At 40.0% G+C, this 24,463-nt stretch carries 25 protein-coding genes; 7 read left to right on the forward strand and 18 right to left on the reverse strand.

The window, feature by feature from the left end:
* Positions 1-105: 105 nt before the first annotated feature.
* Positions 106-1,311: a nucleotidyltransferase gene (locus BS1321_RS04815; protein WP_063231947.1), complete on the forward strand. Its 1,206-nt coding sequence runs from the start codon at positions 106-108 to the stop codon at positions 1,309-1,311.
* 91 nt (positions 1,312-1,402) lie between these two features.
* Here the strand turns inward: BS1321_RS04815 and BS1321_RS04820 are convergent, their stop codons facing one another.
* Positions 1,403-2,428, reverse strand: a complete 1,026-nt coding sequence (locus BS1321_RS04820) for a SepM family pheromone-processing serine protease (RefSeq protein WP_063231948.1) — start codon at positions 2,426-2,428, stop codon at positions 1,403-1,405.
* On the reverse strand, positions 2,418-3,215 hold the full coding sequence (locus BS1321_RS04825; protein WP_063231949.1) for a patatin-like phospholipase family protein: 798 nt from the start codon (positions 3,213-3,215) through the stop codon (positions 2,418-2,420). Before BS1321_RS04825 ends, BS1321_RS04820 begins: the two co-directional genes overlap by 11 nt.
* A 310-nt stretch (positions 3,216-3,525) precedes the next feature.
* Here BS1321_RS04825 and ylbJ point away from each other — a divergent pair, with 310 nt between their 5' ends.
* On the forward strand, positions 3,526-4,743 hold the full coding sequence (gene ylbJ, locus BS1321_RS04830; RefSeq protein WP_063231950.1) for a sporulation integral membrane protein YlbJ: 1,218 nt from the start codon (positions 3,526-3,528) through the stop codon (positions 4,741-4,743).
* A gap of 40 nt (positions 4,744-4,783) precedes the next feature.
* On the opposite strand, the gene coaD is transcribed toward ylbJ, so the two are convergent.
* Positions 4,784-5,275: a pantetheine-phosphate adenylyltransferase gene (coaD, locus tag BS1321_RS04835; protein ID WP_034313942.1), complete on the reverse strand. Its 492-nt coding sequence runs from the start codon at positions 5,273-5,275 to the stop codon at positions 4,784-4,786.
* Positions 5,276-5,851, reverse strand: a complete 576-nt coding sequence (gene rsmD, locus BS1321_RS04840) for a 16S rRNA (guanine(966)-N(2))-methyltransferase RsmD (RefSeq protein WP_063231951.1) — start codon at positions 5,849-5,851, stop codon at positions 5,276-5,278. It abuts the gene before it with no gap.
* A gap of 471 nt (positions 5,852-6,322) precedes the next feature.
* Here rsmD and BS1321_RS04850 point away from each other — a divergent pair, with 471 nt between their 5' ends.
* Positions 6,323-6,712, forward strand: a complete 390-nt coding sequence (locus BS1321_RS04850) for a DUF7147 family protein (RefSeq protein WP_063231953.1) — start codon at positions 6,323-6,325, stop codon at positions 6,710-6,712.
* A gap of 54 nt (positions 6,713-6,766) precedes the next feature.
* Here BS1321_RS04850 and BS1321_RS04855 read toward each other — a convergent pair whose 3' ends face one another.
* A complete protein-coding gene (locus tag BS1321_RS04855) occupies positions 6,767-7,042 on the reverse strand; it encodes a YlbG family protein (protein WP_048684554.1) in 276 nt (91 codons plus the stop codon).
* 138 nt (positions 7,043-7,180) lie between these two features.
* On the opposite strand from BS1321_RS04855, the gene BS1321_RS04860 reads away from it, so the two are divergent.
* Positions 7,181-7,504: a hypothetical protein gene (locus BS1321_RS04860; protein ID WP_063231954.1), complete on the forward strand. Its 324-nt coding sequence runs from the start codon at positions 7,181-7,183 to the stop codon at positions 7,502-7,504.
* Between the two features lie 205 nt (positions 7,505-7,709).
* Here the strand turns inward: BS1321_RS04860 and BS1321_RS04865 are convergent, their stop codons facing one another.
* From BS1321_RS04865 to BS1321_RS04880, 4 genes are read right to left on the reverse strand one after another with little or no spacing between them, the layout of a single operon-like run.
* On the reverse strand, positions 7,710-8,159 hold the full coding sequence (locus BS1321_RS04865) for a YlbF/YmcA family competence regulator (protein WP_063232132.1): 450 nt from the start codon (positions 8,157-8,159) through the stop codon (positions 7,710-7,712).
* Between the two features lie 60 nt (positions 8,160-8,219).
* On the reverse strand, positions 8,220-8,645 hold the full coding sequence (locus tag BS1321_RS04870; RefSeq protein ID WP_063231955.1) for a hypothetical protein: 426 nt from the start codon (positions 8,643-8,645) through the stop codon (positions 8,220-8,222).
* 60 nt (positions 8,646-8,705) lie between these two features.
* Positions 8,706-8,948, reverse strand: a complete 243-nt coding sequence (locus tag BS1321_RS04875; RefSeq protein ID WP_063231956.1) for a YlbE-like family protein — start codon at positions 8,946-8,948, stop codon at positions 8,706-8,708.
* Positions 8,949-8,960: 12 nt separating this feature from the next.
* A complete protein-coding gene (locus BS1321_RS04880) occupies positions 8,961-9,392 on the reverse strand; it encodes a YlbD family protein (RefSeq protein WP_063231957.1) in 432 nt (143 codons plus the stop codon).
* A 130-nt stretch (positions 9,393-9,522) separates the two neighbouring features.
* On the opposite strand from BS1321_RS04880, the gene BS1321_RS27330 reads away from it, so the two are divergent.
* Positions 9,523-9,675: a hypothetical protein gene (locus BS1321_RS27330; RefSeq protein WP_155726440.1), complete on the forward strand. Its 153-nt coding sequence runs from the start codon at positions 9,523-9,525 to the stop codon at positions 9,673-9,675.
* A gap of 377 nt (positions 9,676-10,052) precedes the next feature.
* On the opposite strand, the gene BS1321_RS04885 is transcribed toward BS1321_RS27330, so the two are convergent.
* On the reverse strand, positions 10,053-11,087 hold the full coding sequence (locus BS1321_RS04885) for a CAP domain-containing protein (protein WP_230160898.1): 1,035 nt from the start codon (positions 11,085-11,087) through the stop codon (positions 10,053-10,055).
* 345 nt (positions 11,088-11,432) lie between these two features.
* On the opposite strand from BS1321_RS04885, the gene BS1321_RS04890 reads away from it, so the two are divergent.
* Positions 11,433-11,795, forward strand: a complete 363-nt coding sequence (locus BS1321_RS04890) for a YugN family protein (protein WP_063231958.1) — start codon at positions 11,433-11,435, stop codon at positions 11,793-11,795.
* Positions 11,796-11,908: 113 nt separating this feature from the next.
* On the opposite strand, the gene BS1321_RS04895 is transcribed toward BS1321_RS04890, so the two are convergent.
* The 7 genes from BS1321_RS04895 to cyoE all read right to left on the reverse strand — a co-directional run bounded on the left by BS1321_RS04895 (position 11,909) and on the right by cyoE (position 18,761).
* The gene (locus BS1321_RS04895) at positions 11,909-12,370 is read right to left on the reverse strand and encodes a DUF420 domain-containing protein (RefSeq protein ID WP_063231959.1); all 462 of its coding nucleotides are present in this window, start codon (positions 12,368-12,370) and stop codon (positions 11,909-11,911) included.
* A gap of 206 nt (positions 12,371-12,576) precedes the next feature.
* The gene (gene ctaG / locus BS1321_RS04900; protein ID WP_311631842.1) at positions 12,577-13,488 is read right to left on the reverse strand and encodes a cytochrome c oxidase assembly factor CtaG; all 912 of its coding nucleotides are present in this window, start codon (positions 13,486-13,488) and stop codon (positions 12,577-12,579) included.
* 134 nt (positions 13,489-13,622) lie between these two features.
* Entirely contained in the window at positions 13,623-13,958 is a 336-nt protein-coding gene (ctaF, locus tag BS1321_RS04905) for a cytochrome c oxidase subunit IVB (protein WP_048684534.1), read from the reverse strand.
* Between the two features lie 3 nt (positions 13,959-13,961).
* On the reverse strand, positions 13,962-14,591 hold the full coding sequence (locus tag BS1321_RS04910; RefSeq protein WP_063231961.1) for a cytochrome (ubi)quinol oxidase subunit III: 630 nt from the start codon (positions 14,589-14,591) through the stop codon (positions 13,962-13,964).
* Entirely contained in the window at positions 14,591-16,462 is a 1,872-nt protein-coding gene (gene ctaD / locus BS1321_RS04915) for a cytochrome c oxidase subunit I (RefSeq protein WP_063231962.1), read from the reverse strand. Before ctaD ends, BS1321_RS04910 begins: the two co-directional genes overlap by 1 nt.
* Positions 16,463-16,486: 24 nt before the next feature.
* Positions 16,487-17,569 carry a cytochrome c oxidase subunit II gene (gene coxB / locus BS1321_RS04920; RefSeq protein ID WP_063231963.1) on the reverse strand — a complete coding sequence of 361 codons (1,083 nt, stop codon included), beginning with the start codon at positions 17,567-17,569 and terminating at the stop codon, positions 16,487-16,489.
* A 253-nt stretch (positions 17,570-17,822) separates the two neighbouring features.
* Positions 17,823-18,761 carry a heme o synthase gene (gene cyoE, locus BS1321_RS04925; RefSeq protein ID WP_063231964.1) on the reverse strand — a complete coding sequence of 313 codons (939 nt, stop codon included), beginning with the start codon at positions 18,759-18,761 and terminating at the stop codon, positions 17,823-17,825.
* A 601-nt stretch (positions 18,762-19,362) separates the two neighbouring features.
* On the opposite strand from cyoE, the gene BS1321_RS04930 reads away from it, so the two are divergent.
* Positions 19,363-20,349, forward strand: coding sequence for a COX15/CtaA family protein (locus BS1321_RS04930; RefSeq protein ID WP_063231965.1), 987 nt, complete (start codon positions 19,363-19,365; stop codon positions 20,347-20,349).
* Between the two features lie 192 nt (positions 20,350-20,541).
* On the opposite strand, the gene pyc is transcribed toward BS1321_RS04930, so the two are convergent.
* Positions 20,542-23,979, reverse strand: a complete 3,438-nt coding sequence (pyc, locus tag BS1321_RS04935) for a pyruvate carboxylase (RefSeq protein ID WP_063231966.1) — start codon at positions 23,977-23,979, stop codon at positions 20,542-20,544.
* Positions 23,980-24,463 lie beyond the last annotated feature (484 nt).

The following is a 24,463-nucleotide window of genomic DNA, read 5'->3' on the forward strand; positions in this document are numbered from 1 at the left end:
TCATTTCAAACAAAAAATCCCGACGATTACTTATAGTAATTTTACTTGAAATACTATTTTAGCACTAAGTTGATAAAATACAAAGTTTTTCTCTGAGGTGAACGAATGAAAGCTTGCGGTTTAGTAGTCGAATATAACCCTTTTCATAATGGACATGTTTTACATGCAAGAGAAAGTAGAGAAAAAACAGGGGCAGATGTTGTGGTGGCTGTTATGAGCGGGCCCTTCTTACAACGTGGCGAGCCCGCTATCGTCAGCAAGTGGACACGTGCCGAAATGGCCTTGAATGGAGGCATAGATCTTGTCATTGAGCTTCCCTATACTTTCGCGACACAAAAGGCGGAAATATTTGCAAAAGGATCTATTTCTCTTTTGGAGTCCCTTGGCTGTGACTCCTTTTGCTTCGGAAGCGAGGATGGCAGAATTGAACCATTCATTACCGCCCACAGAATTCTTTCGGATAATTCCGCAGCATTCGATGCCGCAATTAAAATGGCTATGAATGCCGGTAATAGTTATCCAGCCAGTGCTGCCCAGGCTTATCGATCAATCATCAATGGTGATGCGGCATTGGATTTGACGAAGCCAAATAATATTCTTGGAAAGGAATATGTAAGTGCTGCCCTTTCAAACGGCTACTCCATTCGCCCTTATACGATTCAAAGGGTCGCTGCCGGATATCATGAAACAAAGTTGTCTAAAGACCCTATTGCCAGTGCAACGGGGATACGTAAAGCCATCCATGAGCACCAGGAATTAAATTCTGTTTCCAGTTATATTCCTCAACCGACATTGAGTGGTCTTGAGCAATATTTAACCGACTACTATGCCTTGCATAACTGGGAAATGTATTGGCCAATGTTGAAATACCGAATCCTTTCTTCCTCTTTAATCGAATTGGCAGGGACATACGAAATTGAGGAAGGCATAGAACACAGAATTAAGGAGATGGCCAAACAATCTTCGAGCTTTTCTGGATTCATGGCAGCACTGAAGACAAAGAGGTACACATGGACACGTCTACAACGGATGTGTGTCCATATATTGACCCATACATTAAAGGAACAGGTGATTCACAATGACCAACCAGCCTATATCAGACTTCTTGGCATGAATGGCCGTGGACAAGAATATCTTCGCACAGTAAAAAAAGGCTTACCCCTCCCGCTCATCTCTAAACTTTCGTCCTATCAGAAGCAGGACATCGATACGGACTTGCGAGCGGCACAGGTGTTTGCACTGGGCTTGCCCGAACCGTATCAAGCTGCCTTGATGAAACGGGAATATGAATCTCCCATCATTTTTAAGTGAAGAATGGTTTAAGCTTAGCCCGTCCATCCTTAAGAGTAAAAATCTAATCATCAAAAAAAGCGCAAACAGTAGATGACTGCTTGCGCTTTTTTCATTTTTCTTTTCCTTTTAGCTTCGTTAAATAGGCTATTGCATCCTCAAAGTTGTCCACCGGCACGATCTTCATGTCCGTGTCGATATCCTTTGCTGCAATGAGTGCATCTTCATAATTCGAACCTGCTGCTCCGTTTTCATTTGGGGCAAAGAATATTTCGGCTCCAGATTTATCGGCTGCAACTATTTTCTGTTGAATCCCGCCAATTGGACCGACTGTTCCATCATCTGACATCGTTCCTGTACCGGCTATATCATACCCATTTGTAAGATCGCCTTTTGTTAATTGATTATAAATCTCCAATGAAAACATTAAACCAGCTGAAGGACCGCCTATTTGTTCTGAATCTATGGCAATCGCCGGTTTTGTGATCACTTTTCGGTTATCATCCAGCGAAATGCCTATTCCGACCCTATTTGGGTCATCTTTAAAAGGCTGCAATGCAAGAACGGCCGTTTTCTCCGTCTCTTCCCGCTTATACACTATTTTAACTTCATCTCCAGCCTTTTTTCCGTTAATATAGTCCATGAATTCCTGTGCAGACTTGAATTTAACATCATCGACCTGAATGATTTGATCGCCAGCTTTCAATTCTTTAGCTGCCGGCATTCCTTTTAGCACGTCCAAAACATATACACCCAGGTACTCGTAATCGACTTCTTTCCCTGCTTTTTCATATGCGATCTGAATGGCATTATTTTTAGAACCATCCATTAAGTGCAGCTGCCTGATATTATATTCTTCATCTGTTTCATCTTCACTTCGTATGGAGGTTTCCGGATAAAGCTCCTGATATTTGCTCCACTTCGCCATCATGTAGGAATATATATTCGCCCGGCCCATTCTTACAGTGGTTAACATAAAACTTCCTTTTGCTTCATCTCCTCCGGATACCTCAATGATTGGCTCCAATTCTTTAGCCATTCCTGGTTTTGATACATAAAAAGGTAGGGAATAAAGGGCTGATGCTATGAGTAGTATAGCCACCACCAGGAAAGTGCGTACATACATTTTACGGCTCATCTTCAAAGGACTCCTTCCAAGTAACAATGCTCTGCTTAATTTGATCTATCTTTCCTCTTGCAGCTTCTTCTCCAATACTAATTATTTCCTGTACGTTTGTAAATGATTTCGAGCTGTATTTCTCAACCCTGGGGCGTATCATGACGTCTGAAGCAAACTCCCTGCTTTTAACCAACTCCATTTGCAGAATATCGAGGCTTTGCATGATGACATCATAGATGGAATTTATATCCATATCCTGTTTCACGTGGGCTACATCCACACCAATTATGATGTCTGCTCCCATATCCTTTACGACTGAAACAGGAACCCTATCTACAACGCCGCCATCAACAAGCAGTCGGTTTCCGATTTTTTCGGGAGTGAAAATGCCGGGAATGGAGATGCTTGCCCTTACAGCCGGTGCGATGGGACCTTCCTGAAAAATGACTTTTTCCCCCGTTTTTATATCAGTGGCGACCACCGCCACAGGAATATCAAGTTCTTCAAATTTCTTACCATATGTAAATACCCTGATTAAATCCTTTGTCCGTTTACCAGAAATGAAGCCCATTTTAGGTATGGTGAAGTCTAAATAATACTTTCGCTTAAATGCACGGGACAACTTATACAGCCTCTCTATATCCGAACCCGCTCCATAAAAGGCAGCAACCATAGCTCCCATGCTGCTTCCAGCAATCATATCTATCGGAATGCCCTCTTGCTGTAATACCTTTATCACGCCAATATGTGCAAATCCCCTAGCTCCTCCTGACCCAAGTGCAAGCCCGACTTTTGGTTTCGACAAAGATAACCCTCCCGCCTATAACTAGTTCAAAATATTGAAATAACACTCATTCAAAGTTATGGTCTTAAACGGATTTATAGAAGCATATTATTTATATTGACAGTGAAACAAGCATGGCAGATATAAACTATGTAGCCAATGAAGTGAAGGGCTGCATTGAAAATTCCATTGTGCAGATCATTCTCATTTATACATGTCGGTACAATCCATATTACATCATGCGCTTACTTTTCGAGAAAAGGAAGTTCATATATTATTATATACGAAACGAACTGCCCTTATTTAGTAACCTTCAAGAGGAGGCTGAATTTTGCTAAAATCAAAATCTAAAACAGTACTGTTAGCTACCTCCGTCACGATGATGGCAGTTGGCTTGATCATCTTCCCCCAAGAATCCTTTGAAGCTTCCAAAGGCGGACTGAATATGTGGTGGACAATTGTTTTCCCTTCGCTTCTACCTTTCTTGATTTTCTCGGAGTTATTAATCAGTTTTGGGGTTGTCAGGTTCATTGGCGTCATGCTCGAACCATTTATGCGTCCCTTATTCCGTGTACCAGGAGTGGGCGGTTTCGTTTGGGCGATGGGACTTGCATCAGGGTTTCCAGCTGGTGCGAAGTTCACTGTAAGGCTTCGTCAGGAAGAACAATTGACCCGCATTGAAGCTGAAAGACTCGTTTGTTTTACTAATTCATCTAATCCATTGTTCCTGTTCGTTGCGGTTGCCGTTGGGTTTTTCCACAATCCTCATTTAGGGATCATCCTTGCACTTTCCCACTACCTAGGAAATTTTTGTGTAGGCATCATCATGCGTTTTTACCGTTGGAAAGAAGAAAAATCCCATACAAAAGTAATGACCAAGCTCCCCTCCATAAGACAAGCATTTAGCCAAATGCATCGAACCAGATTAAAAGAAACAAGACCGTTTGGCAGTTTACTTGGAGATGCGGTAATCTCATCCATTCAAACCCTATTAATGATCGGGGGGTTCATCATTCTCTTTTCGGTGGTGAACAAGCTTTTATTTCATATGAACATTACCGGATTGCTAGCATCGGGGGTCGGAGGGATTTTACATATTTTTAATTTCCCTGATTCTTTAAGCCTCCCCTTCATATCAGGCATGTTTGAAATGACTCTTGGTTCAAAATTAACCAGTACGGTCGAAGATGCGACGCTCTTTCAGCAAACCGTGATGACAAGTTTCATCTTAGCTTTCAACGGGTTCAGCATTCAAGCGCAAGTTGCCAGCATCATAGCCGCAACAGACATCCGTTTCACTCCCTTTTTTCTGGCTAGGATAGCACATGGCCTTCTGGCATCCATTATTACCGTCTTGCTTTGGGAACCACTCTATAAAGGCAATAGGTACAGCGGCAACCCGATAAACGCATTTCCAGTCAGCGGATCCGGTGAACACGCGAATTCCCTATATCAGAACATGCTTGATTTCGGCCCCATTCTAACCCTCGTGTTTTTGACCCTATACATCATCATATATACCAAAAGGCTTTTCAAAGGCCTTTCGTAACCGAAAAAAAGAGCATTGCGCGTTGGCAATGCTCTTTTTTCTATCCTTTTAGCTCCTCGTACTTTTTGGCCAGAGCTTTCTGGACGACGCTTGGCACCAGTTCAGAGATATCCCCGCCATACTTCGCAACCTCTTTCACGATACTTGAACTCAAGAAAGAATATTGATTTTTCGTCATGATAAAGAATGACTCTATTTTATTGTTAAGGAATCTGTTCATCGAAGTTCCCTGCATTTCATATTCAAAATCGGAAGTCGCCCTCAATCCCCTGATAATGGCATTCGCGGAAACGCTTTCAGCATAGTCGACCGTCAATCCTTGATAGAAATCCACTTTAACATTCGGCATATGAGCAGTCGCCTCAGTAATCAATTCCAGTCTCTCCTCCACTGTAAAAAGTGAATTTTTCGCTGAATTGTTCACGATGACAACATATACCTCATCAAAAACATTCGCTCCCCTTTGAATGATATCAAGATGACCAAATGTTATTGGATCAAAACTCCCCGGACAAATCGCTATTTTGGACATTCATAGTTCCCCCTGTTCGTGTACGTTTCCCCATTGATAAATCGTAACGGCAATGATGCCATAAACTTCTTTTCTCTTAACGGTAAAGTCACCAACTTTTTCTGGCAATGTTACATCATGGCCATGCTCACAAACAATGTATCCCATATCGTTCAGCAATCGGTATTTATGTATTTCTTCAAGAATCTCTACTAGCTTTTGTTTCTTATAAGGCGGATCAAGAAAAATCAATTCAAAAGTCATTTCCCTTTTCACCAAAGCTTTCAGTGCACGCTCTGAATCATTTTTATAGACTTCTGCACGGTCTGAAAACTTACATAGTTCCAAATTGGCCTTAACCGTTTGATTTGCTTTAAAATCCCGGTCGACAAATATGGCTTTATCCATGCCTCTGCTTAACGCTTCAATTCCCAGTCCACCGCTCCCGGCAAACAAGTCGAGGACCAGACCTCCCTCGAAATAAGGACCAATCATGTTGAAAATGGATTCCTTGACTTTATCAGTAGTCGGACGGGTTCCTGTACCCGGTACAGCCTTAAGTGGTCTTCCTTTACAAATTCCGGAAACGACCCTCATCATTCTCACCACATTTTATGACAAATTTCTGTTACTTTCCTATCCTAACATATTAGAAAAAGCTAGCCAATATTTAAACCCATTTGGTTTCATTTCCAAGATGGAAATTAACTTATCATTTCGTACCACGGAAAGAAGATATCCTTTCTTTTTATAAATCTTTTACATTTTGAATAATAAAGTGGTTTTTGGCAATAATGTGAATAACAACATTCCTTTTTAGGTGTTGTTGCCAACCGCGGAGAAGGCTTACGTTTCCCCATAAGTTCTTCCTCCGGTTTCTCCTCTCCCTTTGCCTTCTGGTCCTTAGTTAGACATAGAAGGACCCTGCATATTTTTGCAGGGCTTTTTTTATTGATAAACCTCTGATATCTAATTTTCTTTGTCATGATTCGTCAATAAAGTTGTCCTTCTCTTTTATGAGCGATAATGATAAAGTAATGAATAATAAGTTAGTTAGGAGAGGTTTAATTGATTCAACGTTTTATTGAAATTGGACAAGGATATTCCGATATATATGAGTTGCTGGAAGTAGGTCGCAATCAGAAACATCGAGTTGCAAGGCTTTTGGCCATGCATACTACTATAAATGATAAAAAGGTAACGTCATTGGTTATCGTCATGCAGCCCACAGATCCTGGGAAATTCCAGCCGCTTTACATTTGCCGTGAAGGTATACCCAACCCTCATGCCACCAAAAACAAACGCTATGAGCTTTTTGAGAACTTGGCGGAGGAACTGGATAGACCAATTATTGAAATCGACGTGAAACCTTCGGTGCTGTTTGCAGAAATCGAGTTGTACTACCAACACTTAATCGGCATTTTGCGAATGAATAGATATCTGCCACCATTAGGTTGAAAGTTTTTGATGCCCTGAATTGAAAAAAGCTGACTCCGCATGAGTCAGCTTTTTTTAAATTCCCATTTTATAATCATATTCTTTCGCTTTATCCGGTTTGGAATTTTCGAACTCCACCTTCAAAAAAGGCTTATAAGAAAGGTCCACTTTTTTAACGAACGAATAATTATTCAGCTTTTCCACTAGTGGTTCGACTTCATCCATATTCGTATAAAGAACTACATATTTCAACTTTTTTGAAACATAATGGATATTTCCAAATTTCCTAAGCATTTTGGCTTGTTTTAATGTATGTAAATAGACGATGATTCCCTGTCTCGCTCCAAGCATATCAATAACTCCCTTTTATAAAGGTTTTAACTAAGTGTAGCATAGCAGAATCTTTACTTTCAACCAAGAAAAAAAGATTATAAACGAAATTCTCTCACTATTATGAATATACACACTGTGAAGGGAGCCGAACAAACGATGGATTTAAACCAAATTTGGCATCAATTTATTGATCATCTATTAGATAATGATGAAATTACCCAAGCTTCGATAAAAAAATTCACAGGTATACCATTTTTATATATCCATTATCATCCGGCACAAAATGATAATAGTAAGCTTTCTTATTTAATAAAAAAAGCCGCAAGCCTTTCAATGCGTGGCAAGCAGCTTCATTGTGAAACCATTTTCGTACGGCAGGAAAAACATTTATATGTATTCCGGCATCGTTTTTATGTACCGCAGCAAAAGATGTTTTGCTGCGGCAACCTTTGTCCGGATTGTATTTTATATCGCAGTTAATCGCTGCTTTGTAACGTATACGGAATATAAATGATAAAAACAAGGTACAAGGAAGGATCTTTATACTTACATCGGTTCATTGACCCCACAGTCTCGACGAAGGTTCCTTACATGACACAGCCACCGAACTCCGTAGTAATGTCGAATTTCGATGGCTGCATGTTCTTGTATACCGGCCTAAATGTTAACCGATCTGGCCATTACCTTAAGCAGAGCATCCACAACTTCCGCCGGTTCCGCAGCTTCCCGTTGAACATCCACCGGATGAAACAAAAAATGGATTTCCCGCTGGGGTTTTGACCTGTTCAGAAACCGCTCGGCCAATTCTTCCGCTGATTTCATCAAGAACGGATTGCAATTCGGTCTCCGCCCGCTTAAACTCAGCAACGGCAGGATGCATATCCATGTCTCGTTTAGCTTGCCTGGTTTCTAAATTGATGCGTTTATAATCCGGATGATATTTACCGAACCTTTGAACATCTTCAAATAGATCCTTTAGCGAAGTAAACTTGGAAATTTTCCGTTGGGCCTCTTTGTCGCTTTGTAATTTATATAAACTAAGGAGGTATTCTTCCCCTATTTCAGAATGAAGGATCATTTCAGCTAATCCGTCAGCCTGTTGTAAAATGTCGATGATTTCCATAGTAGCAAGCATTAACAAGCTCACCTCCACAACCATTTTACCATTTCTCCCTATTAGATGCTAATGGTTTGATTAAATCGAGGAAGTGATATGTACCTCAATCTCTTTTTGCAGCCCTGTTTTTTCACCCGAACCATTCAATATCTCCAGCTTAATTTTATGCATGCCATTCGGGACATCCTTTAAGATAAATGCTGCCGTTTTCATATCGACTTTCTTTTGATTATCAATAAATACCGACACAGTTGCCAATTGTTCAGGATTTGATTCAGAAAAACCATAGTTTTTCAAGTGACACTCTACATAGACAGAGTTGCCTTTTACAAAAGTTTTTACCCGAAAGTCCTCATCTGAATTTCTGATGCTCGTTACAGTGGTGGCAGCTTTAAGTGTAGAAACACCTTGCATGGCTACTCCTGAATTTTCAGGTTCCGGTATTTTCTTTCCACAACCCGACACTGCCACCAACACTGTTAGAGCCAATATCAACTTTCTCATTCCATCGTCCCCCTTTTGCCTTTATTGTTCGCCAAAAGGAGTAATTTACTCTTATTTTCTTCATTCACCTGGAGCATTCATCGCTTGAAACATATGAAGCATCATTGAGGCAACCTGAACGCTTTCCGAAAATTTAGAAACCCGATGTGGAATCGACTTTTCAAAATAATATTTCGCTTCGGTTTCAAACACATCCACTTCATGGGGATTACGCATTAACCTTTTGTACCATGCAGGCTGAATCCTCAAGTAGTTTCGCATTTCTTCGTTTGTTTGAATGAATTCATATATATTCTGACGCATGAAAAACCCTCCTTAATCTTTAGTGAATAAAAAAGGGTTAGCTCTCTGCTCTTTTTCTTTTGGGGGAGGACTGGTATCACCTGATTTATTCCCTTGGAAAGCAGATAGCACTCCTTGGATTGCACCGATGGCCTGATTTGCATTCGTAATATATTGTTGAATCTGCCCCATATCCATATTCTTAACTGCACTCATTAACGAACCGATCAACTCATTGCTTTGGTCTTCCTTTTCAACCGGCGGTGATGGGGATCCTGTATTCACTTCGGACTCACCCGCACTGCCGTCAGCCTGCCAGCGTGGATGATCTTCTCCGAGTAAATACCACTCTTCAAAAAGTTCCTGCCATGTTGCTTGTTTGCTTCTCACTTCATTCACTAAATGAGGATGCTCCTTTACAAACTCCCGAAATCCATCCACGGAGGGCCGCTTTCTTTTTGCCATTACTCTCACCTCACACTTAGACATCGCCTATTGCACCATATGCTAAAGGTTAATAAAAAGTGCATAAGATTCATTTTCAAATGCAATTGGATTTCCAGTAGTATAATATTAGAAAAAAAGAGGGATTTTCATGTCGGATGCAAATGATTTAATCAAGTTCTTCCAGAAAGTGGATGAGTCTGCAAATGAAACAGAGTTATCTGTTTTACCGGAATTGTTTCAGGGTTATAAGCCAAAAGAGAGCAAAGGAAATCCTCTTATTTATCAAGCCTGCTGCAATTAAATAAGGATGTAAGCAAACAGGGTACGACACTTACGATGACTATGCCTAATACACTTCTTGTACATTATGAATTGAACATTATTCATGGAGGCATGATAGCTACCTTCATAGATTCTGGGGATGGGTACCCTTGCAAGCTCAACAGCTCCAAAAGGGTATGCTGCCGTGACTACATAGATCCAAGTTCGTTACTTTAAACCCTCCATTGGCGATCGATTAATGTGTACATTCGAATTAATACATAGGCAAACGATCATCATCGAGGGGAAGGTCCACCTTGATGATGAGGAACTATGCGCTATATAGTCAAGGAACTTTTTCATTTTAGAAATATAATCCAGAACAAAAAAAAACGGACCCTATGCGGATCCGTTTTTTTATCTCTTTATGAAATTCTGGGTGTAATACTTTTTATATACCCCGACGCCCAGACCTGTAAATTCCTCGTTCAGCATCGCATCCCGATGCCCTTTGCTATTTAGCCAACCTTCCATGACTGCAGCTGCGTCCACATAATTAGCCGCTATATTTTCACCTGCTGCCCTGTATTTTACATGACCTGCATCGAGACGCTTTTCCAAATCCCCCTTTGTTTCAGAAACATGGGTTCCTTCAGGTGCGTCTGTCATTTCCCTGCTATGAAGGTAAGCAACCTCCGCAGTTGGAGCATCCCATTCTAAAGGCTTCAAATCAAACCTACTGCGCATTATATTCGTAATATCGAATATTTGCTGCTCATTGCCATCTTCCACTTTCGCCAAGTCTTCATCAGAAAGGTCCTTAACTGTCACAAGTTCACCATGATAGGTCAACTCATACGGCTTTTGCTTCAATAGGGCGGAATCATTCAAAAATCGGATACTTGAAACAGTCCCGGTGAATTTATCCAAATAGAGCTGAACATTAATATTCCCTAAATCAATCAACGGCCTCATGTTCATATCTTCCTCCGATAATTCAAAACGATAGGAACTGTGACCAACTTCAATATCAACAGTAGGTTCCACATATAAGCTGGAATAGATGGCATCAATCGATTGTCCAATTTTAAAAGGAGCGACATTGACCTCATCACCGATTCCATAAGCAGATACCACTTTTTCATTTTCAACGGCTAATTGGAAATAATTATCATAGTCCTTTTTATAAACCCACCATTCATATCCATAGGCGGACATATCAATTCGATCTGGCTTACCGTATTCTTTTTCTATCTCTTTTGCATTTTTCCCGATTGTTACTGCCAGACCTTCTGTCACTTCAGTAACCCCTTCCTTTTCAGAGGAAGTGCTTTTTTCATTTATATGTCCATTGGGGTTAACACCTTTGTTACCATCAATAAGAGGGTTTCCTTCATCTTCATCGCCGATATTAAGATAAATACCGATTACGAAAAAAATAATGATTAACACCAACACCTTACCTAAACTGCGCAGAGGAACACTCCCTCTCTCTATCTAATTTATGTATCCAATGCAAAAACCTTTCTTTCCTGATTATATCACTGTTCAATCATAATTTTCTAATTTACGATAGACTGCCGCTTCATTAAATTTATTTAAAAAATGGAACTTTTGCGAATGATTAAAATACCATGGTTGAGTTCATTGCAACTTCCACCATTTCGTACTATTATAAAATATAGGATAAAATGGTATATTATAAACATACTTGGAGATTTTTAATATATTCATGTACATAATATTTTCCCGGTATGTCATTTTAATTCTTAATAGTAAACATAGGAGGTACTACTCGTGAAATTTGAAAGCTTTGGAATCGAAAACATCACAGCCGACTTAAACCGTTTAGATGACCTAATGCCGCAGTATGGTTTAATACGTGCAGAACAATGGGATTACGAAAGAGTCAGTTACGATCGTAAGTTCGAATTAAAAGAAGGCACGTTTTACCTGAGAATACTTGGCTATGCTACAGAGGGCGATGTAGGCGCTCACAGGGCCGTCATCAAACTAATGGTTCCTCTATTAGGAAAACATTATTATCCACACGGAATTGAATATGGCGAAGGAGAGGATTTCCCTGCTTCACTAGTTAAACAAAGTGAAAAAATCCTCGCTCAAATCAAAGAAGAACTTACACAATTCAACGGCCTGTAAAAGCCGTTAGTGAAAAGTGAAGTACAAAGAGAGAGTATCATGTGTGATGCTCTCTTTTTTTGTATCCATTACAAAAGCCTGATGCTTTTTTTGCACCAGGCTTTTTCATTATTTTAAAATCCTAGGATCGCCTTTATTAAAGATGTTGTTTCGCCGCCATGATAAATGACATAAAGCAGTATGTAAACAGCTACTCCAGTAATCCCAGTGAAAAACCAAATGACGCTTGTCGCAGGCCCGATTTTTTTATGGATGGCGAATTTACCTTTAAACCCAGTGGTAAGCATGATAATCCCCAAAACAGCTCCAGTCGTTGCAAGCGTTATATGGAAGATCAAAAAAATCGTATAATAAATTTTAATGTCATCGGGTCCGCCAAATGACGTACTACCAATGAAGACCGTCCGAGAAAGATATATAGTGAAAAAGATTACCGCAAAAACCGCAGCCGCCATCATGGTTTTTTTATGGGTCTCGATTTTGCGTTGTTTAATTTGATACCAGCCTATTGCAACAGTGATGGCACTTAAAACAATGAAGGCTGTACTTATCGTTGGAAGGATTGGTAAAGACATATGAATTGTAGTCCTCTCTATATTTATTAATCAACTACCATTTTATAAGAGGCAATCATAAAATTCAATAAAATCAAGGATTATTAACAGAATGCTCACTTTTATAGAATTGCCAAGTCAAATCACTGGCTATTTGCTTTAAATTTAAAAATCAGGCAATGGGATAAAAGACTTGTCCGCCCCAAGACAAGTCTTTTATCGTACAATTATTCTACAGTCTGAAAATCCGAAGGTATCGGATCGATATCATTTTGGCCGCCATTCTCCTTTTTGAACCAAGCAAAGAAAATGACACCTAATACATAGCCTAAAACGATTTCTTGAATCACCTTCATCAGAACCCCACCAAGCTGTTGATCCTCCAGCAATGGCAGTCCATTGAACATTTCTGGGCCACTAAGCGTTAAGCCCGACAGTGCTGAAGCAGGAACGCAGAGTTCCATGGCACTGGCCCAAGATTCCGCATTGGTAAATGTATCATACATCGGATCATTAGCAAAAATGATTAAAGCGCAAGCAGGGGTCATTAGAATGCCACTGCCGAAAATATAAGCTACTTTTTTCACACCTGATAGACTTTCACGTTCCGGCAGTTGATTGACAAGTGGGAACCACATCAAAACAGCAGTCGTAAATAAAAGGACCGTGTATCCGGCATGAAACCACATCCCCGTTTTGATAAAGTCGAACACTAACGGGATATGGTACAACGAGAAAAGAACATTAAAAAGTAAAAGGGCGATAAGAGGTCTCGTGAAAAATTGAAATAACGTCTTCACTCCCCTTGAATTTATGAAAGTTCTCATAAGCCAATCTGGAATCGCTATGATAAATAAAGGCGGAATCACGAGATAGAGCAGTGCCATTTGAAACATGTGGGCACTGAACATGATATGACTCAATAAATCCAGTGGCGATCCTTTTACCACATATAGAAGGAACATGGCTATCAAAAAATAAGTTGCCTGTTTAACGGAAAGCGATGAACTGCCCGAAAACTTCTCCCCTTTTTTTGTCACCATCCAAAAATAGCCAACGGTTATAAGTACGAGGGCGGCAAAATAATAAGGACTCCACAAAGCGCGAAATCCGAAAATATCAATAGACAAAAGAATCACCTCGTTCATAAACTTTTTCTTACTTTCATTATACCTAAAATGAAACATGGTAACAAATATAGATAAACCTGGATACTTTTTCTAGAAAAATAAAGAAAACCGGCTATCATCCAATAGCCGATTTTCTTTATGGTTTATAACCAAACAATCGTTGTGAACACAAGGACTGTTATCAAGCCGACTGCAAGGCCGGAAAATAAGAACAATGCAATGGTGCCATGCCCTTTATGCTTCATGTGCATGAAATAATACAATTGGAAGATCACTTGTACAACTGCCAGCAGCAAAATGACTGGTTTAATGAACCAATGTGAAAAACCCTCAATTCCTACTGCAGCAAAAGCAAGTAATGTAAAGAAAATCATAAGTGTAAATGATATCACTTGGTGTTTCATCTCTTCAGCATTTTTCTTACGGCGATATTTTAAATCGACATTCGGGTTCGCTGAATTTGATTGTTCATTCGCCATCAGTTATCCCACCATTCCCATTAAGTATACGACAGTAAAGATAAACACCCAGACTACGTCAATGAAATGCCAATAAAGACTTGCAACAAAAAATTTAGGAGCGTTATATAAATTCAAGCCCCTTCTTGCATTACGAACCATAAGAGATATGATCCAAACAAGACCGAAAGCAACGTGTCCTCCATGAAAGCCAACTAACGTATAAAACGCGGAGCCGAAGGCACTACTCGTAAATGTATGATGGAATTCATGAACATAGTGATTGAATTCATAAATCTCGAGTCCAAGAAAACCAAAACCAAGGGCAACCGTAATCACAAGCCAAGCCTGCATTTGTTTAAAGTGATTATTTTTCATATGGTACATCGCATACACACTAGTCAATGAACTGGTCAATAACAGCATGGTTGCTACAAAAGTAAGTGGTAATTCGAATAAATCTTTAGCTAGGGCAGCATCACCATTTGGAACTTTATCCTTCAATGCTAGGTAAGTTGCAAATAGCGAGGCGAATAATACCGTCTCTCCACCAAGAAACAACCAGAATCCCAAATACTTATTTTTACCTTCTAAAGTCGCTTTCTCGGGAGAAGCAGGCCAAGTAGCATCCGTGAATCTTTCATCTGCTTGCATTATGCCTTACCTCCCTTGTCTTTATCGTCCATAAGGTCTTCTTTATGAATATGGTACCCATGATCGTCCTTAACGGAACGGATAAACATTGAACCAAACGTTACCAAAAGCCCAACAATCATTATAGGCAGGGTCCATGTCTTATCATCCATATGGTATAAAGCACCGAATGCGGCGATAAATAAACCGGAGGCAATCGTTAAAGGAAGAATGGATGAATTAGGCATATGGATATCCCCAAGTGGTTCTGCAGGAGTCATTTCCTTTTTCCCTTCCATTTTTTCAACCCAGTAAGGATCTAATCCGCGGACTAACGGCAGTTGTTTAAAATTATAAAACGGCGGCGGTGATGGAATGGCCCATTCAAGCGTACGGCCATCTCCCCAAGGATCATTGCCGACTTTTTCATTCTTCACAGATGTAATGATGATATTGATGACCATAACCAAGACACCAAATGCCATCAAAAAGGCTCCAACAGTACTAATCATATTACCTGTATTGAAACCTTGATCGTCCAAGAATGTAAATACGCGACGAGGCATCCCCATCAAACCTAAGAAATGTTGAATGAAGAATGTTAAATGGAAACCAATCAAGAACGTCCAAAATGTGATTTGCCCCAATTTTTCACTTAACATTGTTCCAAACATCTTCGGCCAATAGAAATTGATTCCAGCCAGTAAACCTAATACAACCCCACCGACGATTACATAGTGGAAATGAGCAACAACGAAATAACTATCATGGTATTGATAATCAGCAGGTGCAGATGCGAGCATGATACCTGTCACGCCACCCATTGTAAATGTAGGAATAAAGGCAACTGCATAAAGCATCGGAACCGTGAACTTGACGCTTCCTCCCCACATCGTAAAAATCCAGTTGAATATCTTAATACCCGTCGGTACAGCGATAGCCATGGTCGCCACGGCAAAGATTGCATTTGCGATCGGACCTAGACCAGTGGTAAACATATGATGCGCCCAAACCATGAAACCTAAGAAACCGATTAAAACGGTTGCAAATACCATCGATGAATAACCAAACAATCTTTTTCTGGAGAATGTAGCGAAAATTTCGGAAAAAATACCGAACGCCGGAAGAATCAGGATATAAACTTCCGGGTGACCGAATATCCAGAATAAATGCTCCCAAATAATCGTATTTCCCCCTGCCGCTACATCAAAGAAATTCGCGCCAAACATCCGATCGAACATCATTAACACCAATCCCACGGTAAGCGGAGGAAAAGCGAATAATATCAATGCAGAAACAACGAAAGTTGACCAGGTAAACAGCGGCATACGCATATATGTCATACCAGGCGTACGCATATTAATAATGGTAACAAGGAAATTGATCCCTGCAATTAGTGTTCCAAAACCTGAAATTTGTAGTCCGAGGACGTAAAAATCAATGCCATGGCCTTCGGAGTGGAGGGAAAGTGATGCATACGATGTCCAGCCTGCATCTGGAGCCCCCCCTAAAAACCATGAAAGATTTAAAAAGATTCCCCCAAAGAAAAACAACCAAAAACCTAATGAGTTCAAAAATGGGAACGCAACATCACGTGCCCCTATCTGTAATGGTACAACAGCATTCATAACAGCAAATACCAATGGCATGGCCGCCAGAAATATCATTGTCGTACCGTGCATGGTTAATATTTCATTATAAAATCCGGCACTTACGAAGTCATTATTTGGGATTGCAAGCTGGATACGGATAAACATCGCTTCCAAACCGCCGATTACAAAGAATAACCCGCCAGAGATAAGATATAAAATGGCGATTTTCTTATGGTCTACCGTCGTCAGATAATCCCAAATCGTAGCGCCAAATCCTTTTTTATTAGCGTACGTACTCACGATTTAACCTCCTTAATCAATGTTCTATTTGTCTTCCACCTTAAGCTCTAATAGATAAGCTGCCAGTGCATTAATATCTGAATCTGAAAGTTCGCCGTAAGTACCGGTCATCGTATTGCCCGGTTTATACTTCTCAGGATCCTTGATCCATTTTTTCACATTCTCTTCCGTATGATCCAATACGCCAGCTACTTTTTGACGTTCACCGAATGTAGCCAGGTTTGGAGCCTTACGTGCAGCCTCAGGCCTGCTGTCATTTGGTGTCACCGCATGGCAGCCTATACAACTTTGATTAAAGACATCTTCACCCTGTTTGGCCAGATCACCTTCAACTACAGGTTCCTTCGCTGCTTTCATATCTTTAGTCCAAGCTTCAAAATCGCTTTTAGACTTCGGTACGACCTTAAAATCCATCAAAGCATGTGAAGGACCGCAAAGTTCAGCACATTTCCCGTAAAACAAATTGTTCGAATCTTCTGCCTTTTTACTGTCGAATTCTAAGTAAAACTGATTGACTCCTTCTGTATTTGTATCCATCTTTCCTCCGGCAGACGGTACCCAGAATGAATGCTTAACATCTGAAGCAGTTAGATTGAAATACACCTTTTGATCTGTTGGAACAACCAAATCCTGACTTGTTACAACGCCAAGGTCTGGATATTCAAACTCCCACCAATAAAGGTTCGCCCTAACATTCACGACAAGTGCATCTTTCGTTTTTCCATCCTTATCTTTCTTGTCCATTGCCTTTGTGTCGGCTAAGTCGAAAGTCGTGACGACAGTTGGAACAGCCAGAACAATTAAAAGAAGGATAGGAATAACAGTCCAGATAATTTCGAGTTTATGACTTCCTTCAATTTGTTTCGGTATTGTTTCGTCGCCTTTCTTCCGACGGAAGCGCAGTAAAACTACAACGAACAAAATAATCACAACAATAATAACCAGTACCATGATTAGTGTACTCAATATCAGTAAGTCATACTGAGATTGCGCAACATCGCCAGCTGGCTTCAGCGCGGATAGAAATGGTTCGCCGCAGCCCGAAAGGACAAGTCCTACAATACCCAGCAGAGCAATTAGGCGCCATTTGTGCAGCCTTTTTTTCATAGCTTCAGAAACCCCTCTTTCGTCAAAATTTTCTCACAAAAATAAAAATGGGCGCAATTGCGAATATTCTCTCTATGTCAATTTCTAAAAAGAAAGAATCCCTAATCTAAGGAATTATTAAGATGTCGAATGTAACCGCTCTTATGTATGACCCCGTTGGCTCCGTTAATATGTATGAATGGCGGTCAGTGCATTATTTATGAGTAAGCTGGAGCCTGAAAAAGAACAGGCTGCCAGCTTATTTTAACCAAAACTAGATGAGTGTAACAATAACCATCGCTACAAATAAAATGGTCATATAATTTAAAGAATATACAAACATGGAGGTTGCCCATTTAACATCATCTTTCTTTTTATACCCCTTTATCCCCAAAATAAGCCAACCTGTGCTCAATAAAGCAGCAAGAATAACTAGCGGAGTTCCTAATGGAGTTAAAAAGAAAGGAACGAACATTAAACAGACGATCCATAGCATAATCGATCTTTTTGCGGCCTTGAACCCTTTTACGACCGGAAGCATAGGTACTCCAGCTGCACGATATTCTTCGACACGCCTCATTGCAAGTGCATAAAAATGAGGAGGCTGCCACAAGAACATGATCGCGAACAGGACCCAGGCGATCTTATCAAGGCCCGGGTCGACTGCAGCCCACCCGATAAGTGGAGGCACCGCTCCGGATATACTGCCTATAATCGTATTCGAGACAAATCTACGTTTGAAAACCATGGTATATAAAACAACATAGGCGAAGACGCCCAATGCACCTAGTATGGCAGTTGTCATATTAGTCAATGCAAGTAAAATCAGCCCTGCAGCAATTAAGCCGAAACTTAAGACCAATACCTTTGAAGGCTGTACTTTCCCAGTTACCGTTGGACGGTTTTTCGTTCTTTCCATTAAATGATCGATATCACGGTCATAGTAATTATTGAAACTGCAAGATCCCGCCATTATGAGCGCCGAACCTGCAAGTGTATAAAACACTACATCTAGATTGCTTAAGAAGCTAAGCCCCGAAAAATGAAGAGCTAACCACACGCCGGTAAAAGCTGTAATTATATTTGAATTGACAATCCCCACTTTTATAAGTGCGAGAAAATCCTTCCAAGCTGTTGTTTCAGGTATATCCGATTGAAGGGCGGCTTTACTGTCCTCCATGACAGCTTCTGACAAACCCCTTGTTTCTGACATTTGTTTTCCTCCTTTAAATCATTCAGCACAGACGCAAATGCAAAAAAATACTTACATATGCTATAGAACATTATTTCATACTTTTTGATATTTGTAACCAAGGAAGCGTAAACAAAAAGTAAATTATTTACCAATGACCGTTGTCAATGGAATCCATCGAGAGCTATCATTCTTAATATCATGCTTAATAACAGTAAAATTTAGTAAAATCATTTCTTCAATATATTAAAACACATTTTTGGAAGCTTTTGTGAAAATTTTTCGGATATTTTTTGACCAATTTGTGTCTCAATAATTTACTGCTCTTGTAAGATGTTCATCAAGAACATGAATAGTATGCTATTATCATCATCCCCTAGGCTCTATCCCTATTTTGCTCCTACTTAAAGGTTTACACTCCCTTTATTTCTATCAAAGTCTTTTGTAACTTTCAACTATTTCAGGCATTTTAATTAATAGTTATAATATTAACTGAACTTGTAAAATCATTCTATTTTGTGTAATATCGAGGAAGTTCGACAAATATTATGAAAAATCTTATGCTATTATTAATTTTATGGAACAACCCTAATTTGCTACAGAGAAAAAGGTGGGACTACTAGTGAAATCGTCTCTTAAATGGTTTGCTGTTTTAACAACGATTGTAATGCTTTTCATCTTACTTGGTGGAGCTTTAGTCACGAAGACGGATTCCGGCATGGGATGCGGCAGGTCCTGGCCATTGTGCAATGGGCAATTGATCCCGGACAAAATCACGATTGAATTGGTCATTGAGCTTTCCCATCGACTCGTTTCAGGTGCTGGAGGATTCTTGGTTTTAATTCTATCGTATCTGTCTTGGAAAAAAATCGGCCATATCCGTGAAGCGCGTTTCTTATCCGTCCTTTCTTTTGGTTTTCTGTTACTACAAGGGTTGATCGGAGCGGCTGCCGTCATTTGGTCACAATCCGATTTCGTCCTTGCCCTTCATTTTGGCATATCGCTCATTTCCTTTGCTGCCGTCTTTTTACTGACACTGTTGATTTTTGAAGTAGACAAGAAGTTCGAAGCCGAAAAACTTATAGTTGACAAACGAATGCAATTCCATATTATTGGCGTATTGATTTTTTGTCTGGTAGTCGTATATACGGGTGCTCTTGTAAGGCATACAGAATCAAGTCTTATCTGTAAGGATTGGCCTTTATGTGTAAATGACAGTCTTGCACTCCCCTCCAACCTTTATGAATGGATTCAGATGGGTCACCGTGCAATGGCAGGCGCTATTTTCATTTGGGTATCATATGTGGCTTATATCGCAACAAAACATTACAAAAATCAGAAAGTGTTATATGGCGGTTGGATTGCTGCATTCATTCTTGTATTTTTACAGGTTACCGCCGGAGCCTTTATCATTTTCTCAAGGCAAAACTTATATATCGCATTGACACACGCATTATTCATTGCCTGCTTTTTTGGTGTAATGAGCTATTTGATGCTATTGACATCAAGAAGCAAAAAAAATGCCCTAGCAAAGCAAAAAAGGAACTCCACGCAAACAGTCAAAGGACAGGATGAACAGGATATAACACCGACGGTACCCGCCCGTTAATATCTGATTGTTCAATCAATAATATAATAGGATAAAATAAAAACCACCATTCCAGGGAATGGTGGTTTTTATTTTATCCTAAAAGAGTGCTTCGATGACCGTACATTGCCTAAAAAGAGGGTACAGAACAGCTTGAAATCTTAAGCATACCCCATATACCCCAAATCATTCAAAAGGTCACAGTCAGCGATATTACTTAGTTATTTCAATCAATAAGTCTCCAGTACTGATCGCTTCTCCATCTTTTACATAAATATCTTTTATGGTCCCGGAGAATGGTGCTTGCACGGTAGTTTCCATTTTCATCGCTTCCGTAATGATCAGGTGATCACCCTGCTTGACCTGATCGCCTTTCTCGACCACTACACGAATAACCGTACCTGGCATTGTCGCACCGAGCTGTTCTTTATTTTTTGGGTCAGCCTTCATTTTTGATACAACGGAAGATTTAATGTTTTCATCCTTGATGATTACTTCACGTGATTGACCATTCAACTCAAAATACACAACCCGTGTTCCATCAGCCAATGGTTGACCGATTGAAACCAATTTTACGATGAGCGTTTTACCCTTTTCAATTTCAACTTCGATTTCTTCCCCTAGCCTCATTCCATATAAGAAAGTCGCGGTATCGAGGTTGGAAACATCTCCAAACAGCTCAATCGTTTTATTGTAGTCCAAGAATACTTTTGGATATAGGGCATATGCAAGCACATCGAAATCAGAGACTGCCCGTCCCAATTCCTTGAATAATTCTTCTTTAAGAGCTGCAAAGTCCACTTCTTCCAATAATTCGCCCGGTCTCACTGTTATAGGTTTCTTCCCTTTCAGGATAACGTCCTGAAGCTCTTTAGGGAATCCCCCAACTGGCTGACCTAGATAGCCTTCGAATAGCTCTATGACTGAATCAGGGAAATCGATGGATTTGCCTTTTGTCAGAACATCTTCTTCAGACAGGTTATTTTGAACCATGAATAAAGCCATGTCCCCAACAACTTTCGATGATGGAGTTACTTTAACGATATCGCCGAACATTACATTGACGCGCTGGTACATTTCTTTAACTTCATGCCAGCGGTCTCCCAGTCCCACTGCTTTGGCTTGCTGCTGCAGATTACTATATTGACCACCCGGCATCTCGTGTTTGTAAATCTCGGTATGAGGTGCATTCATGCCGCTTTCGAAGTCATGATAGAATTTCCTGACCTCTCCCCAGTATTCTCCTAAACGCTCTAGTGAATCGACTTCCAATTTAGGCTGTCTGCTTGACCCCTCCAATGCATAATGAAGTGTTTGTACACTTGGCTGCGAGGTTAGTCCAGCTAAAGAACCAATCGCCGTATCAACGATATCCACACCAGCTTCAATCGCTTTCGAATACATGTAAATTCCATTTCCGCTTGTATCATGAGTATGCAAATGGATCGGAAGGGATGTAGTTTCCTTCAGTTCCGAAACAAGGCGGTAAGCAGCTTCAGGTTTCAAAAGGCCAGCCATATCCTTGATCGCTAAAATATGGGCACCGGCATGTTCTAATTCCACTGCCATATTTTTATAGTAGTCGATATTATACTTGCTGCGTGATGGATCATTCAAATCCCCGGTATAACAAATGGCCGCTTCCGCAATTTTTCCGGATTGACGGACTGCATCAATAGCCAATTCCATCCCTTTAACCCAGTTTAAACTATCGAAGATACGGAAAACATCTATGCCTGCATCCGCTGATTTCTCTACGAATTCACGAATGACATTATCAGGGTAATTTTTATAACCAACTGCATTTGAAGCCCTTAAAAGCATTTGTAATAAGACATTCGGTGCTTTTTTCCTGAAACTTAACAGCCTGTCCCATGGATCTTCTTTCAAGAAGCGATATGCAACATCGAAAGTTGCCCCGCCCCACATTTCCATTGAAAATAAATCAGGAAGTAGTTTTGCTGTAGGCTCAGCGATATCCAGGATATCTTTCGACCTAATTCTCGTCGCCAGTAAAGATTGATGTGCATCACGGAAAGTAGTATCGGTGATCAATACCTCTTTCTGTTCTTTGATCCAATTGACCAGTCCCTCTGCACCTTGCTGTTCAAGTATATTTTTTGTACCCGAGATAAGCGGCAGGCCACCAACATTCGGAATTGGAGCTGGATCAAAAACAGGTTTTTTCTTTTTCTCGACTCCCGGGAATCCATTCACGGTCACATTTCCGATATATGAAAGCATTTTTGTCCCACGGTCTTTTCTTATTGGGAAGTGGAATAGTTCCGGTGTTGAATCAATGAATGATGTATCATATTCCCCATTTATGAAGTTCTCATGTTTTACAACATTTTCAAGGAAGGGGATATTTGTTTTAATACCACGAATCCTGAATTCCTTAAGGTTACGAACCATTTTGGAAGCTGCCTGCTCAAATGAAAGCGCATGAGTAGAAAGTTTAACGAGAAGGGAATCATAATATGGTGTGATGACCGCACCTTGAAAGCCATTTCCAGCATCCAGACGAACACCGAATCCCCCACCGGAACGGTAAACCATCATTTTGCCGGTATCAGGCATGAAATTATTCAATGGGTCCTCAGTCGTCACCCTTGATTGAATCGCATATCCATGAGTTTTAATTCCTGCTTGTTCGGGAATCCCGATCTTTTTGCCATGAAGTTCATGCCCTTCAGCTACCATGATTTGAGATTGAACGATATCAATGCCCGTAATCATTTCAGTAATGGTATGCTCAACCTGTACCCGTGGATTGACCTCAATAAAGTAAAATTCGCCATTGGCTACAAGGAACTCGACCGTACCAGCGTTTACATAATCAATATTTTTTGCCAACTTGACGGCTGCCTCACAAATCCTTTCCCTTAAATCCTCGGAAAGGGAAACGGAAGGTGCCACTTCCACAACTTTTTGATGCCGTCTCTGAACGGAACAGTCACGTTCATATAAATGGACGATATTCCCATGAGTATCAGCCAAAATCTGAACTTCGATATGTTTCGGATTTTGTATGAATCTCTCTACATAGACTTCATCATTACCAAAAGCTGCTTTAGCTTCTGATTTTGCGCGATCATAAGCCTCTTCAACTTCTTCGATTTTTTCGACAATCCGCATTCCGCGTCCGCCACCGCCTAAAGAGGCTTTTATAATAATTGGAAAACCGTATTGTTCACCAAATTCCTTAACTTCTTCAACACTGGTCACCGGTCCATCGCTACCAGGGATAACCGGAATGTCAGCCAGTTCAGCTTGTGTTCTAGCTTTTACTTTGTCACCAAACATATCTAGGTGTCTTGATTCTGGTCCGATGAAGATTATTCCTTCTTCCTCACAGCGTTTCGAAAATTCAATATTTTCTGAAAGGAAACCATAACCAGGATGAATCGCATCGACTCCGCTCATTTTGGCAATCGCAATTATGCCTTCAATATCCAGGTATGCATCAATCGGCTTTTTGCCTTCCCCAACCAAATATGCCTCATCCGCTTTATACCGGTGATAAGAACCATAATCTTCCTTTGAATAGATTGCAACTGTGTGAATGTCTAATTCCGTACATGCCCGAAAAATCCTTATCGCTATTTCTCCACGATTTGCCGCAAGTACTTTTTCTATACGTTTCCCCATTGCTACCACCCTAATCAATATGTATTTTTATTGAATATATAGAAAAAAAGCGTGAAAGATTTCAAACACTTTTTATTCATAATTTTATTTCCCAATTAAGGAGATCAATCTGATTAAGCTCTTTTTATCGCTGATGTAATTATTTTGATATATTTTATATTGTTGTTTTTTACGTACAATAAACACTAAAAAGAGCCATACACCATTAGCGAATGAAAATTAACTATAATAATATATTATCAATTTGATTTAACATTCAATTAATATAACCATAATACTAAAATTAACTGAATACAATAAAAAAATAAAAAATTACATATATTCATATATAAAAACAAGGAATTAGCTCTACCATTCCCACTAACAATACGTTGTTAATCAAAGGCATACGACCAGAAAATGCCACATGTTTAATGCTTTATTGAGAAATTTGAAATGTGAAGATGACCACTAAACATTACATCGAAAATTCAAAAAAATAAAA

Source organism: Peribacillus simplex NBRC 15720 = DSM 1321 (assembly GCF_002243645.1).
Classification (GTDB): domain Bacteria; phylum Bacillota; class Bacilli; order Bacillales; family DSM-1321; genus Peribacillus; species Peribacillus simplex.